This is a genomic window from Bradyrhizobium sp. CCBAU 25338, assembly GCF_028128965.1.
Taxonomy (GTDB): domain Bacteria; phylum Pseudomonadota; class Alphaproteobacteria; order Rhizobiales; family Xanthobacteraceae; genus Bradyrhizobium; species Bradyrhizobium liaoningense.
The window spans coordinates 21,755-37,308 of sequence record NZ_LFKY01000030.1; the positions used below are offsets into that span (position 1 = coordinate 21,755).

A 15,554-nucleotide genomic window follows, 5' to 3' on the forward strand; every position below is an offset into this window, starting at 1 on the left:
CCAGCTGTCCATCGAGAAGCCGCTGCGTACTGGATTCCCCGCTTTCGCGGGGGAATGACAGTGTTGGTGTGGCAAGGGCACTCAGCCCTCACGCCGTCTTCGCCGCCTTCAATCCCAGCCGCTGCTCCACCGCGTCACGCATCACGAATTTCTGGATCTTTCCCGTCACCGTCATCGGGAATTCATCGACGAACTCGACATAGCGCGGGATCTTGTTGTGGGCGATCTGGCCGTCGCAGAAGGCGCGGACCTCCTCGGCCGTCAGCGTTTCGCCCGGCTTGATGCGAATCCAGGCGCAGAGCTCCTCGCCGTAGCGGGTGTCGGCGACGCCAAAAATCTGCACGTCCTGGATCTTGGGGTGACGATACAGAAACTCCTCGATCTCGCGCGGGTAGAGATTCTCGCCGCCGCGGATCACCAGATCCTTGATGCGGCCGACGATGTTGCAATAGCCCTCGTCGTCGATGGTGGCGAGGTCGCCGGTGTGCATCCAGCCATTGGCGTCGAGCACGTCGGCTGTCTTTTCCTTCTCCTCCCAATAGCCCAGCATGACGCTGTAGCCGCGGGTGCAGAGCTCGCCGCGTTCGCCGCGCTTGACGATCTTGCCTTCGAGATCGACGACCTTCACCTCGACATGCGGATGAATGCGGCCGACCGTGGAGACGCGCCGCTCGAGCGGATCGTCGGTTGCGCTCTGGAAACTGACTGGGCTGGTCTCGGTCATGCCATAGGCGATGGTGACTTCGCGCATGTTCATCTCGGTGTTGACGCGCTTCATCACCTCGATCGGGCAGGGCGCGCCGGCCATGATGCCGGTGCGCAGTGATTTCAAATTGAACGTCTTGAACTCGGGGTGATCGAGTTCGGCGATGAACATGGTCGGCACGCCATACAGGGCGGTGCATTTCTCCTGCTCGACCGCACGCAGCGTCGCGAGCGGATCAAAGCCCTCGCCCGGGTAGACCATGGTGGTGCCGAGCGTGACCGAGGCAAGGTTGCCCATCACCATGCCGAAGCAATGATAGAGGGGTACCGGAATGCAGATGCGATCCTGTTCGGTCAGGCGCATCGCACGGCCGGTGAAATAGCCGTTGTTGAGGATGTTGTGGTGGGTCAGCGTCACGCCTTTCGGCGATCCCGTGGTGCCGCTGGTGAACTGGATATTGACGGGGTCGTCGAATTGCAGGGCGGCGCCGAGCGCGGCAAGCTGCTCGCGATGCTGTGCCCGGCCCATGCGCGCGACCTCCTCGAACGCGACAGTGCCTGAGGCCGCCGGGCCGCCGATCTGGATCACCATCCGCAAGGCCGGCAATCGCGCCGCCTGCAACTGTCCGGGCCTGGCGTCCGCCAGCTCCGGCAGCAGCGTGTTGAGCATCTCCATGTAATTGCTGGTCTTGAACGCCGTTGCGGTGACGATCGCCGCGCAGCCGACCTTCTTCAGCGCGAATTCCAGCTCACTGAGCCGGTAGGCCGGATTGATCGTCACCAGGATCAGGCCGGCTTTGGCGGCGGCGAACTGGGTCAGTGTCCATTCCGGCCGGTTCAGAGACCAGATGCCGATCCGCTCCCCGCGTTCGAGCCCGAGCGCGAGAAAGCCCGCGGCGAGCGCATCGACCCGTTCGGCGAACTCTCTCCAGGTCCATCTGACGCCGTGGTTGGGTGAAACCAGCGCCTCGCGATCGCCCCAGCGCCGCACCGCGCGGTCGAGGCTGCGACCGATGGTGTCGCCGAGCAGCGGCGTGTCCGAGATGCCGCAAACGTAGCTGTCCGCTTTATCGGCCAAATTGTCAGCCAAGTCGAAATCCTCTCGCCAAAATACCCAGCATAGTCTCTCAGTCATCATGCCCGGGCTTGACCTGGGCATCCACGTCTTTATGCCCTGCGGCTGCACGTGGATGGCCGGGACGAGCCCGGCCATGACGGGTTGGTGAGAGCCGCGCCCTTCAGGCCGCCTTCTGCCCGCTTCCAGCAGCGTCGAGCCCGGCATAAACCCCGCGCTCGAAACCTGCGAATGCCTCCAGGCATTTCGCATCCGCGAACGGCAACAGCTGCATCAGGATCACGCCGGTGATGCCGCGGGCAGGGTCGATCCAGTAATAGGTGTTGGCGAGGCCTGCCCAGGCGAGGCTGCCTGCGCTGCGTCCCTCGGCGGTCTTGGCGGTGTTGATCATGAAGCTGAGGCCCCACTTCTTCACCTGCTCCGGGTAGAGATCGACGTCGTTGGTGTACATCGGCGCCGCCGTCGTCATCTTGCCCATGGCGAGATCGCCGATGTGGTTCTGCCCCATCGTCGCGACGGTCTCGGCCTTCAGCACCTGGTTGCCGTTGCCGCGGCCCTTGTTGAGGATCATCTGGGTGAACTTGATGTAGTCGGCCGCGGTCGAGTAGAGGCCGCCGCCACCCATGTGGAATTCCGGCTCCTGCTCGAGCTCGAACGGGATGGCAGCCAGCTGGCCGTCCTCACCGCGCGCGTGCATGCCGACCAGGCGCTTGCGCATGTCGTCGGCGATCTTGAAGGCCGTGTCGTTCATGCCGAGCGGGTTGAACAGATTGTCGCGCAGGTAGGCGTCCAGCCGCTTGCCGCTGGCGGCCTCCACGGCCTTGCCGACGAAATCGATGTTGGTGCCGTATTCCCAGCGCGTGCCGGGGTCGGTCATGATCGGGGTCTTCAGTGCTGCATTCTGGCAGGTGGTGATGGCGGGAATGCCGTTCTTGTCCAGATAGACCGCGAGATCGCCGTTCCACATATTGTAGCAGAAGCCGGCGGTGTGGGTCATGAGCTGGCGCAGCGTGATCGGTCCCTTCGCCGGGCGCAGCTTTGCCTCGCCGTTGGCATCGAAGCCTTCGAGCACCTGCGGATTGGCGAGATCGGGCAGGACATCGCCGATCGGCGCATCCAGCGACAGCTTGCCCTGCTCGACCAGCTGCATCGCGCCCGCTGTGGTCACCGCCTTCGTCATCGAGGCGATCCAGAACACGCTGTCATCGGTCATCGCGTCGGGCTTGGACAGGTCGCGTTGGCCGAATGCGCCCTGATACAGCACGTCGTTACCGCTCGCGGCGATCGCGACGACGCCCGGAATCTCCCTGGCCTCGCTCTTCTGACGCAGAATCTCATCGATCTGTGCTTTGCCTTGCATGACGTTTCCTCGGGTTTGATTATTGTTGGAAGTGATCGATTGTCGTCCCACATGCTCGGCGCGGCAAGCGCATCTACGCGCATGCGCCGGTCGCGATGTCGTGACTTGACGGTCTTGGCCCCACGCAGGACGACAACGGGGCTGGACGGCGAAGCTCCTTTGCAATCTGCGGTGGATGTCAACACGTCGCCCTCACCCTGGATGGGGGCTCCAGGCGATAGGTTTCACGCGTTCTCGGACGCCTGAAACATTTCGTGAGCTGCCGCGTTCAGCACCCGGTCCGATCCATGGGCCGATTAAGACTTGATGCAAATGTTGCCGTCCGAGGATGGGTGGCGAGGGGGACCTCAGATGATTTCGACCTGGAGCGAATGGAAGCGCTATCCCCGTCAGGGACGCGGAGAGAACCTGGAGGCGCCGATTTCGCCCGGCGTATACGAGGTCCGCATCGCCGGCACCGGCGCACTCTATTCCTTCGGCGCCGTCGATAATCTGGCGCAGGCGCTGGCGCTGCTGCCGGTCGGCTCAAAATCCTGGTTTGGCCGTCGCGACACCTCTCATGTCCCTGATCTCGAATATCGGACGTGCGCGACCTCCACGAAGGCCGACGCCAAGGCGGCGGCCGAGCGCATGATCGGCCGGCGCGAGACCTATATGAGCGGCGCGGCCTAAGGCCGCTGCCAGTTTAACTGCCATCTGACGTGCGTTGCAGGGCGGTGCATTGCGCATCGTCCGTCCCTATATTGCGGCCGATCCGATCGCCCAGGGAGAAACGCCATGACCCCGACTGCCGCCGCACGCGCCCCGCAAGCCACCTCCAATTTGCGCGACCGGTTGAAGGATCCGTCGCTCTTGAGGGAGGCCTGTTACATCGACGGCGCCTGGGTCGGCACGCCGGTCTTTGCGGTCAACAATCCCGCTACCGGCGTCGAGCTCGCCAAGGTTCCGCAGCTTGGTGCGGAGGAGACGACCAAGGCGGTCGAAGCCGCCGAGCGCGCCTTTCCGGCCTGGGCCAAGCACACCGCCAAGCAGCGCTCCAACATCCTGCGCAAATGGTTCGAGCTGATCATCGCCAATCGCGAGGACCTCGCGCTGATCCTCACCTCCGAGCAGGGCAAGCCGCTCACCGAGGCGCTCGGCGAGGTCGATATCGGCGGCGCCTATGTCGAGTTCTTCGCCGAGGAGGCGCGTCGCGTCTATGGCGAGACCATCCCGACGCAACGTCCCGATGCGCGGCTGCTCGCGATCAAGCAGCCGATCGGCGTCTGCGGTGCGATCACGCCGTGGAATTTCCCGAACTCGATGATCACGCGCAAGGTATCCCCGGCGCTCGCCGCCGGCTGCACCGTGGTCCTCAAGCCCGCGAACGAGACGCCGCTGTCGGCGTTGGCGCTCGCCGTGCTGGCGGAGAAGGCCGGCGTGCCCAAGGGCGTCTTCAACATCGTCACCGGCGATGCCCCGCCGATCGGCAAGGTGTTGTGCGAGCATCCGGCCGTGCGCTTCGTCGGCTTCACCGGCTCGACCGCGGTCGGCAAGATCCTGTATCAGCAGGCCTCGGTCGGCGTGAAGCGGCTCGGCCTCGAGCTCGGCGGCAATGCGCCGTTCGTGGTGTTCGACGACGCCGACATCGATGCCGCGGTCGAAGGTGCGATCGTCTCGAAATACCGCAACATGGGCCAGACCTGCGTCTGCGCCAACCGCCTCTACGCCCAGGACAAGATCTACGACGAGTTCGTGCAAAAGCTGTCGAAGAAGGTCGCGGCGATGAAGATCGGCGACGGCACCGAGAGCGGCGTCACGCAAGGGCCTTTGATCAACATGAAGGCCGTCGACAAGGTCGAGCGCCACATCGCCGATGCCGTGAAGCGCGGCGCCAAGGTTGTTACCGGTGGCAAGCGCAGCGAGCTCGGACGCTCGTTCTTCGAGCCGACCGTGCTGGCCGACGTCAAGCCGGACTCCCTGGTGTCGCAGGAGGAAACCTTCGGCCCGCTCGCACCCGTCATCCGCTTCAAGGACGAAGCCGATGTGATTGCGATGTGCAATGCCTCGCCGTTCGGCCTGGCCTCCTACTTCTACTCCCGCGATCTCGGCCGCGTCTGGCGCGTTGCCGAGGCGCTGGAGTCGGGCATGGTCGGCGTCAACACCGGCCTCATCACCACGGAGGTCGCGCCCTTCGGCGGCGTCAAGGAAAGCGGCCTCGGGCGCGAAGGCTCGCATCACGGCATGGAAGAATATGTCGAGATCAAATACGTGATGATGGCGGGGGTGTAGCCGCCGGCCTCGTTTTACGACCCGCTGGACGAAGGCCCATTCCGACTGGTGGCCGCCTCCTCATAGTGCGATCACGCTTGAGTTCCCGCCTCAACGCAAGGGATTGGTCACCGTCACCTGTCGCGGAGAAACCTCCCTCAGCGGGGAGGGTAATCGCATATGACTTTCGGACGGGCCTGAGCAAGCGCCTCGTCCTTCGAGATGGCCGCAGGCGAGTTTCCCGCCGCGTTTCCTCACATGCGATAGCCCTGCCTCAGCGGGGAGGCAGAATCACGCCTTGGCAGCAACGTACCCGTAAAAATTCATGAGAAAGTCCTTAGTGGCGAGGGGTTTTACGGCGCCGGCTTTATTCGCGTGCGGGATCTCGTAATCGCCATTGCCCCATGAGAAAACCTTTGCCTTCACGTACCCGTTCACGACCTGTATCTTCTCGCGCAGCACGACCCAGTGCATCGTGAACGCGGAGCCTTTGTCGGACTGATCGTCATAGTCCGTCATATTGGCGCTTATGAAGAGGCATACGCGATACCCCCGGTCGAGCAGGGTGTTGGCTTCATTTACATCGTCGATGCCTTTGTTGAATCGCGAAATGTTGGTATTCTCGCGCACGTCTCGGTATCCGGCCTTGCGGAACCATTGCTCCATCTCGCTCGGCAGGGTGACGCCGGCAAGATCGCTGATTTTGCCCGTGTCGTCGAAATCGAGGAACCAATTCTCTGAATCGCGTATGGAGGCGCACGTCAGCCAATCGACGTGGTCCAGCGACCAGGGCGGCGTGTAGTTCCTCACATCCTTTCCCGGCTTTATCAGCAGGCGGCCAAGAGTCGCCTGTCCCTTCTGATACAGGTCGATCGCGAACCGCGCGTAGTGCCCGGGCTTATCGGATGCGTAGCTGAACATCAGCGCGGAGGGCCCGCACAGACTTCCCTGATCCTGATCGATGAGGCTCGGCTTCGCAATGCGCCTGAGAATACCTATGCCGACGCGGTGCGGGTCGAGCTTCGGAAAGAACGTGGTCCTCGTGTTCTTGAGGAAATCGCAGACCATTTCTGCGGCGAGTTTCCTGTGATCCGAATTGAGGTCGTACGGTCCGATTCCAAGCCACTTCTTCTGTTCGTCTCCGACGAAAAGGGTGATGAGCTTTTTCGAAGTAGGGGAGAGCGTTCTGGAGGTATTCGCAATGGTGAGCAGGTCGTCCAACTCGAATGCGGTGACCATGCCGTCCGTGACGGTGGCCCGGATGATATCGACCACCTCCGCGTAATCCAGCTTTGAATCGTCGGCGAGGCCTTTGCCAAGTGCAGCATTGACGGAAGGAGTAGCGACGGCATCCCACTGGCCCTTTTGCGGGGCGGGCTTGGCGGCCGCCTTTGTCGACAGTTCAACGAGCCGCTTGAATGTCGGGCCCGCAGGCCGAATGTAGCCGTCGGGCGTGCCGGGAAAGTTCTTCTTTTGGAAATATAGAATCGAGGTGTAGAGGCTATCGCTGGCGTGACCGGTCACGACCAGCTGCGGTTTGAGCATGTTCTCAGCACCACCGTCGGAAATGGAGATCTTGTTGAGCAGCGAAATGACCAGTTCCTGGTCCTTCTTCCAGTTCTGGCAGCTTCGACCCGTCGCCGCGTACCGTCCTACTTTATCTTTCAGCTGCATATGGTGTCTCCTTCGATACCAAAATGCTGCCTCGAACCTCCTGACATGCGGCCGGCTGAGGCAGGCGCTGCGCCAACTCTTCCGCTGTAGGATGTTGGTCGCACCTGCCGGCCCTTGTGTTCACTCGCAAGGGCAGGGCTGTCCTGTGTTAACTTTCACTAGTGCGTGATGGCTGCCATTCTTGTTGCTTGGCCGAGCGAGCCGAACTGATGTCGCCGGCATCTGCGTCGGTAATGCCCAGACGAGCATCGCGCCACGCGCCAGCCAAGTTCGTCTCACCGGCCGATCCGGCAGCGCTGAACGGGAGCCCATGGTGGGCAGGCGTTCTTGCGCCTATTCCACCAACTGCATGGTCGATGCCGACAACGGCATTGTCGTTGACATCGACGCGGCGACCGCAATCCGACAAGTCGAGATGCTGGTGTCTGGCTCGACGCCAGGCGGGGCGCCGAAAACGGAAATCGCCGGCTGCTGAGCGCCGCACAACGGATCCAGTCCATGTTGCAGGCGTGAAGCGCGGCGGAGCACGATGGTGTGTCGCACCTCGCTTGACGCAGATCAAGATCCCTCGGATGAGACAGCATAGTCTGGCGCCAGCGGCATCATATGGTGGCGCGCGCGCAAGATTGCGGCTCGCGAATGCTGACGAGGATTTCTTTCGCTCCGGGTGAAAAGCAACTTTTAGGCCGCTTCTGGCAGAGCGCCTCGGGATACTGGCGCGGACCAACGGCGTGGACAGCGTGGCTTCTGGTGGTCGCGTTGATCGTCAACGTCATCCTGCAGCTGCTGACGCAGTACGGGCTCAACTTCTGGAATCGTGACTTTTTCAACGCCATTGGTCGGAAGGACCAGGCGGAACTTCTGGCCCAGGCGTTCCGGTTTTTGCCGCTGGCGGCGGCGAGCATCGCCTTGACCGTGTTTTCCGTGTGGGCACGCATGACCCTGCAGCGTTCCTGGCGCGAGTGGTTGAGCAACCGCCTCTATAGCGACTGGCTGGCGGATGATCGTCTTCCGAGGCGCAACGCAATCCAGGGACATCACGAGGCACCCGAGTATCGCATCGCTGAGGATGCCAAGGTCGCGACGGACCTCCCGATCGATCTGGCAACCGGTCTGCTTCAATCGGTGCTCACCATTGCAACATTCGTCGGGGTGCTATGGTCGGTCGGCGGCAGTCTGGAAATCAACTTCGACGGTATCGCCTTTGCGATTCCCGGTTACCTCGTCCTCGCCGTGATTGCGTATTCCGCGCTGCTGGTGATCGGCATCTGGCTGACGGCCGGCCGTCTGACGCGGGTCATCGAGGAAAACAAGCGCATGGAAGCCGAACTGCGGGCGATTGGAACACATGTGCGCGAGACCCGCGAAGGCAAGGTGGTGCAGGAGGCCGGCATGAATGGCCGCCACGCCGTTGGCGCCGCCTTGAAAGCCGTGATTGCGATCTGGCGAATCTACTGCTGGCAATTGATGCGGATGACGCTGGTCACTTATACGGGTCTTCTGGTGACGCCGGTGGTCGGCCTCTTGCTTTGCCTCCCCAAGTATCTTGGCGACACGATGACGCTGGGCGAGGTGGTTCAGGCTTCAGCGGCATTCGTCGTGGTCCAGACCGCGTTCAACTGGTTCACGGACAATTATGCCAAGCTCGCGGAATGGACTGCCTCCGCCAACCGGGTTGCCGAACTCCTGCTGGCCCTGGATGCGGATGGCGCGCCCGGCGATGAAGCGGGTCATCCATCCATCCCTGCCAAACGCATCGCGCCGTCGGACGCTTGAGACGAGCGCGTCGCGCCGGACCGACAAAATACTCGCTAGATTTTCAGCTCTTTCCCCGTCACGCGTCGATACGCTTCCAGATATCGTTTGCTGGTTGCATCGACGACGCTGGCCGGCAGCGGGGGCGGCGGGGCGTCGCCGTTCCAGCGGCCGGCGCGGCGTTCGACGTCGAGATAATCGCGGAGCGGCTGCTTGTCGAAGCTCGCCTGCGGCTGGCCGGGCTTGTAGGCATCCACCGCCCAGAAGCGCGAGGAATCCGGCGTCATGACTTCGTCGATCAGGATGATGCGGCCGTCCTTGTCGCGGCCGAACTCGAACTTGGTGTCGGCGATGATGATGCCTTGCTCGCGCGCCAGCTCCTCGCCGAGCGTGTAGATCGCGCGCGTCATGCTCTCCAGCGTGTAGGCGACCTCGTCGCCGACCACTTCGCGCATCCTGGCGATGGTGATGTTCTCGTCATGGCCGCTCTCGGCCTTGGTCGCCGGGCTGAAGATCGCGGGCTCCAGCTTCTCGCTTTCGACGAGGCCTGCCTTCAGCTTCTCGCCGGCCAGCGTGCCGCTCGCGGCATATTCCTTCCAGGCGGAGCCTGAGAGATAGCCGCGGATCACGCATTCGATGGGGAACACGGTGGTCCGCTTGCACAGCATGGCGCGGCCGAGAATCTCGGCGCGGTGCGGCTTCAACGCCGGCACGGTCGCAACGATCTCGTCGGTGTCCGCGCTGATCATGTGATGCGGCACCACGCCTTCGAGCTCATTGAACCAGAACGCGCTGATCTGCGTCAGCACGGCGCCCTTCATCGGAATGGTCTCGCCCATCACCACGTCGAAGGCGCTGATGCGGTCGGTGGTGACGAGCAGCAGGCGGTCGTCGTCGACGGCGTAGATGTCGCGCACCTTGCCGCGTCCGATCTTGGGCAGCGGCAGGTCGCTGGAGAGCATGGTGGTCATCGGCATGGCTTTCGCAGACAGGGCCTTCAGGCAAAAATCCGGCCGCGCCGGATGGCGCAGCCGGAAACCGGATTAGCCTATTCCGGCAGCGGAATGAACTCGTGTTCCTGCGGAACTGCGGCGAAGCGGCCGGTTTTCCAGTCCTGCTTGGCCTGCTCGATCCGCTCCTTGCTGGAGGAGACGAAATTCCACCAGATGTGGCGCGGGCCTTCGAGCGCATCGCCGCCGAGAAACATCATCCGCGTCGGCTTGAGGGCCTTCACGGTGATGTGGTCGCCCGGCCGGAAGATCAGGAGCCGCGGCCCCTCGTAACGTTCGTTCGCGATCTCGACCTCGCCGTCCACCACGTAGATCGCGCGCTCCTCATGATCAGGATCGAGCGGCACCGTCGCGCCCGCGCCTGCCGTGACCTCGGTGTAGAACCAGGGCGACACCATCGTGACGGGCGAGGCGATGCCGAAGGACGAGCCCGCGATCACGCGTGCGGTAAAATCGCGCTCGGAGATCATCGGCAGTTCGCCCGCGGCGTAGTGCTGGAACGACGGCGCGATCTCTTCCGATCCGGCCGGCAGCGCGATCCAGCTCTGCAATCCCAGCATCTTCTGGCCCGAGGCGCGCTGCGCATCCGGCGTGCGCTCGGAATGGGCGATGCCGCGGCCGGCCGTCATCAGGTTCATCGCCCCGGGCGCGATCTCCTGGACGTTGCCCTCGCTGTCGCGATGCATGATCGCGCCGTCGAACAGATAGGTGACGGTGGCAAGCCCGATATGCGGATGCGGCCGCACGTCCATGCCCTTGCCCGAGACGAACTGCACCGGGCCGAAATGATCGAAGAAGATGAAGGGCCCCACCATCTGCCGCTTGCCATGCGGCAGCGCGCGGCGCACCGCGAAGCCATCGCCGAGATCGCGCGTCCGCGGCACGATGACGAGATCGAGCGCATCGCAGGACATGGGATCGCCGAGCACGGGATCGTTCGAGGGTTGCCAGCTCATGGGTGGGACTCCTGTTTCTTGCTGGTATGATCGTAGCAGAATGATCGAGGGAAAGGGAGAAAACTGATGATTCCGTCGCTCAAGCCTGGAGCCGAACTGCTCCGCGTCACGGGCCCCAGCATTGAGACAGAACGTCTGATTCTGCGCCCGTGGCGCGCGAGCGACATCGCTCCGAATTCCGTGATGCTCGCCGATCCCGGCACAGCTCGCTACATCGCCGCCGACGGCAAGCCGGTCACGACCGAGATCGCTGGTTGGCGCAACGCGGCCGTGATCTCCGGGCATTGGGCGCTCCACGGCTTTGGCATGTTTGCGGTCGAAGAGAAATCAAGCGGCAGCTACATCGGGCGGGTTGGTCCGTGGTGCCCTCCAGGCTGGCCCGGCTTCGAAGTCGGCTGGGGCATTGCCAGGGAATTCCGCGGCCAAGGCTACGCTACGGAAGCAGCGCGCGCATCAATCGATTGGGTGTTTGACAGTTTTGAGGTTGACGAGATTATGCACTGTATCGAAAGCGCGAATGCGTCGTCGCAGGGGGTGGCACGCAGCCTCGGGGCCCGAAAGGATCGCGAGATTGATTTGTTCGGTAAGCCAGCCGACGCCTGGATCACCTCGCGGGCTTCGTGGAGGCGATAAATTGAACCGAGGTCCGATCTGACCTAAGTTCGCGGCAAAGACAATCTGCGCAATCGGAACGGCGGGATGCTGTTGACCAATCTCGAACTTGCCTTTCGCGCCGCCAGCGTCGCACTGCTGCTGGTGCTGGCTGTGTCATTGCTCTCCGATTTCCGCAACGTGCTGGCCGCCCGCCTCGGCGCGGCCTTCGCGCTCGGCTCGGCCGCGCATGCGGCGAGCTATTCCGTCGGCGTGTCGTCGCTGGTTGCTGGCTGGCACGCGCCGCTGATTGCGTTGTCGACCGGCAACATCGTGGTGTTCTGGCTGTTCACGCGCGCGCTGTTCGACGACGAGTTTCGCCTGTGCTGGTGGCACGGATTGATTTGGCTGGCGGTGACTGCGTTCAGCCTTGTCGGATGTCTGTGGATTGCGCCGGGCGGAAACGTGCGGATCTCCGTGACTGTGGTGAACCTGATCGTGCTCGGATTCATCGCGCTAGCGGTGGCACAAACGATCAATTCGTGGTCGGCCGATCTGGTCGAGCGCCGCCGCAATGTTCGCGTCTTCATCGTCTGTGCCGCCGCGCTCTATGGCGGGTTGAATGCGCTGCTTCAGATCCTCGTTGCCGGCAGCGCAGGCGATGTAGCCAACACGATCAATGCCGGTGTGCTCGCCTGCATCGTTGCGGCCATCGCCTGTGCAATGATGCGCGTCGACGGCGCCGATCTGGTGTCAACGTCCGCGCCGGCGATTCTGGCGCAGCCCGCGACGGTCGATGAATCCGCCGACCAGAAGCTCATCGACGCCCTGATGCGGCTGATGGCGGACGAGCGGGTCTATCGCCAAGAGAACATCACCATCGGCGCCTTGGCGGGCCGGCTCAAGATTCCCGAATACAGGCTGCGCCGGCTGATCAACCAGCGGCTTGGCTATCGCAACTTCAATGTGTTCCTGAACAATCACCGGATCGAGGAGGCCAAGGCCGCGCTCGCCGACCCCACGCAGGCCGAGGTCCCCGTCATCACCATCGCGATGGATGCCGGCTTCCAGTCGCTCGGACCGTTCAACCGCGCCTTCAAGGCAGTGACCGGCGTGACACCGACGGAATATCGGCGGCTGAAGGTAAATGCGGTCTGATTTCTAAACCTTTCTAATCACTGTGAAATTTCAGAATCGGCGAGCCTCGCCCGGCTTCGACCAAGCCGATTTCAAAATTCGGCGAGCCGCCATCGGCGAGCTCCGGCTTCCTCCCCCGGCACACCTCTCGAAACCGGAGAAAGCCCGTGACCCGCCGCCGCAAGATCCTCTTGCTCGCCGCCTTTATCGCCTGTGCCGGCCTCGCGCTCGGCGCGGTTCGCGCCCAGGACATGCCCAAGGTCGCCACCGGCTTCGTCGCCGACATCCTCTGCGCCGAGACGTTCGTCTCGGGCCTCGATACCAGGCGCAATTTCAGCGAGACCAACGATGCGATGCCTGGCACCAGCCTGATCACCTGGGCGATGGACTACCAGGTCGATCGCGTGCGCAAGGACGTCACGGTGACATTGTTCGGCATCGGCCGCAGCCATGCCGTCTATCGCGAGGGGCTGGGCTGCACGCTCGAGCAGGGCGCAGGCGTTACTGTCGTCGAGCCGCCTGCAGACGGCGGGCAGCCGGCATTGTTGCCCGAGATCGCCGGCCCCGCGATCGTGCCGCCGCAAAGGCCCGAGCTTGCCGCCGCGCTCGACCGTGCCTTCACCGAGCCCGCGCAGCCGCCCTACCGCCGCACCCGCGCCATCGTCGTGATGAAGGCCGGTCGCATCATCGCCGAGCGCTATGTCGACGGCATTGGACCTGAGACGCCGCTGCTCGGCTTCTCCATGACGAAGTCGGTGATCTCGGCCTTGATCGGCGTGCTGGTGCGCCAAGGCAAGCTCAGGCTCGATGGGCCCGCGCCGGTCGTCGCCTGGAAAGATCCTGATGATCCGCGCCATGCCATCACCGTCGATCAGCTGCTGCGTCACACCGCGGGCCTTGCGCTCGGCAGCTCGCTGCAAGCCTCGCTCGGCTCGGCGTTCGAGCCGGTCAACAGGATGAAGTTCGTGGAGACCGACATGGCCGCCTATGCAGCGAGCATCCGGCTCGAGACGGCGCCCGGCACGGCGTGGAACTATCACGATGGCAACTTCATGGTTCTCTCTCAGCTGATCCGCAACGCAGCCGGCGGCAAGCCTGCTGACGCGCTCCGCTTCGCGCGCCGCGAATTGTTTAGCCCGCTCGGCATGCGCCATGTCGTGCTCCAGCTCGACGGCTCGGGCACGATCGAAGGGTCGACCGAGATGCTGGCGTCAGCGCGCGACTGGGCGCGCTTCGGCCAGCTCTATCTCAATGACGGCGTCGCCGGCGGCAAGCGCATCCTCCCTGAGGGCTGGGTGAGCTACACGGCCACGCCCACACCGAACGCGTGGGTCGGCATCGGCGCCGGCTTCTGGACCAACCAGGGCGACAGTTTTGGCGCGAAGATTCGCGTGGAGCACGGCTGGCCGCGCGATGCCTTCTTCGCCAAGGGCACGATCGGGCAATACACCATCGTGATCCCGTCGGAGAAGCTGGTGATCGTGCGCATGGGACGCTCGCCGAACGCCCCGCCGCAAGCCGATGGCGTGTTCGATCTGGTGCGCGATGTGATTGCCGCAACGCGCGAGAAGGGGAAGCTGGCGGGAGTGGATTGAGGTCTTTCTTACCATCCAGGGGAGGGTAAGAAGCGGCCGCGGCTCTAGCTCCTATCTCCCCAGCTCCGTCGCCTTGGCGACGCGATCGAACCGCTCCAGCGTCATGATCGCGTCCGCAAACTTCTCCGCGCGTGCGTTCAGCACCGGGCGGGCCAGCGTCAGGAATTTCTGCTGCATCGCCTGCGTGTCGGGAAACGAATTCGGCTCCCCGGACGGATCGGCATAGAGCCGCTCGTGCACGCCATCGTCGGTGGTGATGCTGACGCGGGCGCCGAACGGATGGGTGCGGCCGATCTCGAGGCGGTCGTCCTGCACCACGTCGAACTTGTCGGCCAGCGCGTCGATCGCGGCATCGCCAAGCCGGTTGTAATCGTCCCAGCCGAACGAGCCCTGGTCGAGCGCGAGCGCGCCGGTGAAGAACATCGAGAACTGGCCGCCGACGATCGAGCGCGGGTGGCGCTTGGTCGCGGCATCGCCGGTCAGCGTGATGCCGTTGCGGTGCAGGCCGATCTCGACGCGCTTGACCTGGTTCGGCGTCAGATTGTGCTCGCGCCGCATCGCGATCAGCGCGTCGATCGCGGCATGCGTGTAGCGGCAGCTCGGATAGGGCTTCACGCCGATCTTCATGGTCTCGTAGGTCTTGCCGAGCTCGGCGACCGCCTTGTCCGGATGTGCGTCGTCGGTATAGCCGGCGAGCAGGCCATGCTTGCCCTCGACCGATTCCGTCGCGCCGACGAAATCGTTGCGGGCGAGCGTCGCGGCGATCACGCCGTTCATCGCGGCGGCGCCGACCTGGTAGCGCTTGTTCCAGGCGCCGTTGACCAGGAATTGCAGCGAGCCCGCGGCCTGGCTGCCGGAGACGCCGAACGCGGCGATGAGCTGCTTCTCGCTGAGGCCGAACAGCTTGCCGGCCGCCGCCGCCGCGCCATAGGTGCCGGCCGTCGCGGTCGGGTGGAAGCCGCGCGCATAATGCGAGGTCGGGTCGAGCGCGTTGCCGAGGCGGCAGCAGACCTCATAGCCCGCGACGATCGCGGTCAGCACGTCACGGCCGGACGCGCCGACCATCTCGCCGACGGCGAAGGCGGCAGGAACCACCGGTGCGCTCGGATGCAGCGAGGAATCGGCGTGGGTGTCGTCGAAGTCGAGGGAATGGCCGAGCGCGCCGTTGAGCAGCGCCGCGACAGCCGGCGTCCAGGTCTTGCTGTCGCCGAACACGGTCGATTCGCCCTTGGTGTCGAGCGCCAGCGCCTCCAGCATTTTCAGCATCGACGGGGTCGATTCGGCCTCGCGTCTCGCCCGGATCGCGCTGCCGAGGAAATCCAGCGTCAGCACTTTTGCGCGATCCAGCACCTCCGCAGGAATATCCTGGTATTTCAGATTGAAGACATAGGCGGCGAGCGTTGCGGTTTCGTGGGCCATCGTGTTTCCTCGTTTTGGCGCGCAAGT

12 protein-coding genes and 1 pseudogene are annotated in these 15,554 nt (G+C 63.7%); 7 read left to right on the forward strand and 6 right to left on the reverse strand.

From position 1 onward, the window contains the following. Window positions 1-88: 88 nt before the first annotated feature. Together ACM42_RS10900 and ACM42_RS10905 are read right to left on the reverse strand one after the other, a co-directional pair. Window positions 89-1,783: an AMP-binding protein gene (locus tag ACM42_RS10900; protein WP_271528029.1), complete on the reverse strand. Its 1,695-nt coding sequence runs from the start codon at window positions 1,781-1,783 to the stop codon at window positions 89-91. Window positions 1,784-1,943: 160 nt separating this feature from the next. After that, on the reverse strand, window positions 1,944-3,140 hold the full coding sequence (locus ACM42_RS10905) for a serine hydrolase domain-containing protein (protein WP_271527924.1): 1,197 nt from the start codon (window positions 3,138-3,140) through the stop codon (window positions 1,944-1,946). 351 nt (window positions 3,141-3,491) lie between these two features. On the opposite strand from ACM42_RS10905, the gene ACM42_RS10910 reads away from it, so the two are divergent. Then, the gene (locus tag ACM42_RS10910; RefSeq protein ID WP_271527925.1) at window positions 3,492-3,812 is read left to right on the forward strand and encodes a hypothetical protein; all 321 of its coding nucleotides are present in this window, start codon (window positions 3,492-3,494) and stop codon (window positions 3,810-3,812) included. A gap of 105 nt (window positions 3,813-3,917) precedes the next feature. Beyond that, on the forward strand, window positions 3,918-5,411 hold the full coding sequence (locus ACM42_RS10915) for an NAD-dependent succinate-semialdehyde dehydrogenase (RefSeq protein WP_271527926.1): 1,494 nt from the start codon (window positions 3,918-3,920) through the stop codon (window positions 5,409-5,411). A 270-nt stretch (window positions 5,412-5,681) separates the two neighbouring features. Here the strand turns inward: ACM42_RS10915 and ACM42_RS10920 are convergent, their stop codons facing one another. Next, window positions 5,682-7,064 carry a hypothetical protein gene (locus tag ACM42_RS10920; RefSeq protein WP_271527927.1) on the reverse strand — a complete coding sequence of 461 codons (1,383 nt, stop codon included), beginning with the start codon at window positions 7,062-7,064 and terminating at the stop codon, window positions 5,682-5,684. Window positions 7,065-7,330: 266 nt separating this feature from the next. Here ACM42_RS10920 and ACM42_RS38690 point away from each other — a divergent pair. Together ACM42_RS38690 and ACM42_RS10930 are read left to right on the forward strand one after the other, a co-directional pair. Beyond that, a pseudogene (locus ACM42_RS38690) lies at window positions 7,331-7,491 on the forward strand (IS5/IS1182 family transposase); the annotation flags it as partial. Between the two features lie 212 nt (window positions 7,492-7,703). Further along, entirely contained in the window at window positions 7,704-8,840 is a 1,137-nt protein-coding gene (locus tag ACM42_RS10930) for an SbmA/BacA-like family transporter (RefSeq protein ID WP_271527930.1), read from the forward strand. Window positions 8,841-8,875: 35 nt separating this feature from the next. On the opposite strand, the gene ACM42_RS10935 is transcribed toward ACM42_RS10930, so the two are convergent. Then, window positions 8,876-9,790 (reverse strand): phosphoribosylaminoimidazolesuccinocarboxamide synthase, encoded by a 915-nt coding sequence (locus tag ACM42_RS10935; protein ID WP_271528030.1) that lies wholly within the window; start codon window positions 9,788-9,790, stop codon window positions 8,876-8,878. A 77-nt stretch (window positions 9,791-9,867) separates the two neighbouring features. Next, entirely contained in the window at window positions 9,868-10,785 is a 918-nt protein-coding gene (locus ACM42_RS10940; RefSeq protein ID WP_271527931.1) for a pirin family protein, read from the reverse strand. Window positions 10,786-10,851: 66 nt separating this feature from the next. Here ACM42_RS10940 and ACM42_RS10945 point away from each other — a divergent pair, with 66 nt between their 5' ends. The 3 genes from ACM42_RS10945 to ACM42_RS10955 all read left to right on the forward strand — a co-directional run bounded on the left by ACM42_RS10945 (window position 10,852) and on the right by ACM42_RS10955 (window position 14,108). Then, window positions 10,852-11,418 carry a GNAT family N-acetyltransferase gene (locus ACM42_RS10945; protein WP_271527932.1) on the forward strand — a complete coding sequence of 189 codons (567 nt, stop codon included), beginning with the start codon at window positions 10,852-10,854 and terminating at the stop codon, window positions 11,416-11,418. A 66-nt stretch (window positions 11,419-11,484) separates the two neighbouring features. Beyond that, complete coding sequence (locus ACM42_RS10950; protein ID WP_271527933.1) at window positions 11,485-12,534, forward strand: helix-turn-helix domain-containing protein; 1,050 nt, start codon at window positions 11,485-11,487, stop codon at window positions 12,532-12,534. A 146-nt stretch (window positions 12,535-12,680) separates the two neighbouring features. Beyond that, on the forward strand, window positions 12,681-14,108 hold the full coding sequence (locus tag ACM42_RS10955; protein WP_271527934.1) for a serine hydrolase domain-containing protein: 1,428 nt from the start codon (window positions 12,681-12,683) through the stop codon (window positions 14,106-14,108). A 51-nt stretch (window positions 14,109-14,159) separates the two neighbouring features. Here the strand turns inward: ACM42_RS10955 and ACM42_RS10960 are convergent, their stop codons facing one another. Continuing rightward, the gene (locus ACM42_RS10960) at window positions 14,160-15,527 is read right to left on the reverse strand and encodes an MmgE/PrpD family protein (protein ID WP_271527935.1); all 1,368 of its coding nucleotides are present in this window, start codon (window positions 15,525-15,527) and stop codon (window positions 14,160-14,162) included. Between the last annotated feature and the right edge of the window lie 27 nt (window positions 15,528-15,554).

Excerpts from the sequence above, each read along its gene's own strand:
- ACM42_RS10905 (WP_271527924.1), bottom strand. The coding sequence starts at position 3,140 with ATGCAAGGCAAAGCACAGATCGATGAGATTCTGCGTCAGAAGAGCGAG.
- ACM42_RS10910 (WP_271527925.1), top strand. The coding sequence starts at position 3,492 with ATGATTTCGACCTGGAGCGAATGGAAGCGCTATCCCCGTCAGGGACGC.
- ACM42_RS10915 (WP_271527926.1), top strand. The coding sequence starts at position 3,918 with ATGACCCCGACTGCCGCCGCACGCGCCCCGCAAGCCACCTCCAATTTG.
- ACM42_RS10920 (WP_271527927.1), bottom strand. The coding sequence starts at position 7,064 with ATGCAGCTGAAAGATAAAGTAGGACGGTACGCGGCGACGGGTCGAAGC.
- ACM42_RS10930 (WP_271527930.1), top strand. The coding sequence starts at position 7,704 with ATGCTGACGAGGATTTCTTTCGCTCCGGGTGAAAAGCAACTTTTAGGC.
- ACM42_RS10935 (WP_271528030.1), bottom strand. The coding sequence starts at position 9,790 with ATGACCACCATGCTCTCCAGCGACCTGCCGCTGCCCAAGATCGGACGC.
- ACM42_RS10940 (WP_271527931.1), bottom strand. The coding sequence starts at position 10,785 with ATGAGCTGGCAACCCTCGAACGATCCCGTGCTCGGCGATCCCATGTCC.
- ACM42_RS10945 (WP_271527932.1), top strand. The coding sequence starts at position 10,852 with ATGATTCCGTCGCTCAAGCCTGGAGCCGAACTGCTCCGCGTCACGGGC.
- ACM42_RS10950 (WP_271527933.1), top strand. The coding sequence starts at position 11,485 with ATGCTGTTGACCAATCTCGAACTTGCCTTTCGCGCCGCCAGCGTCGCA.
- ACM42_RS10960 (WP_271527935.1), bottom strand. The coding sequence starts at position 15,527 with ATGGCCCACGAAACCGCAACGCTCGCCGCCTATGTCTTCAATCTGAAA.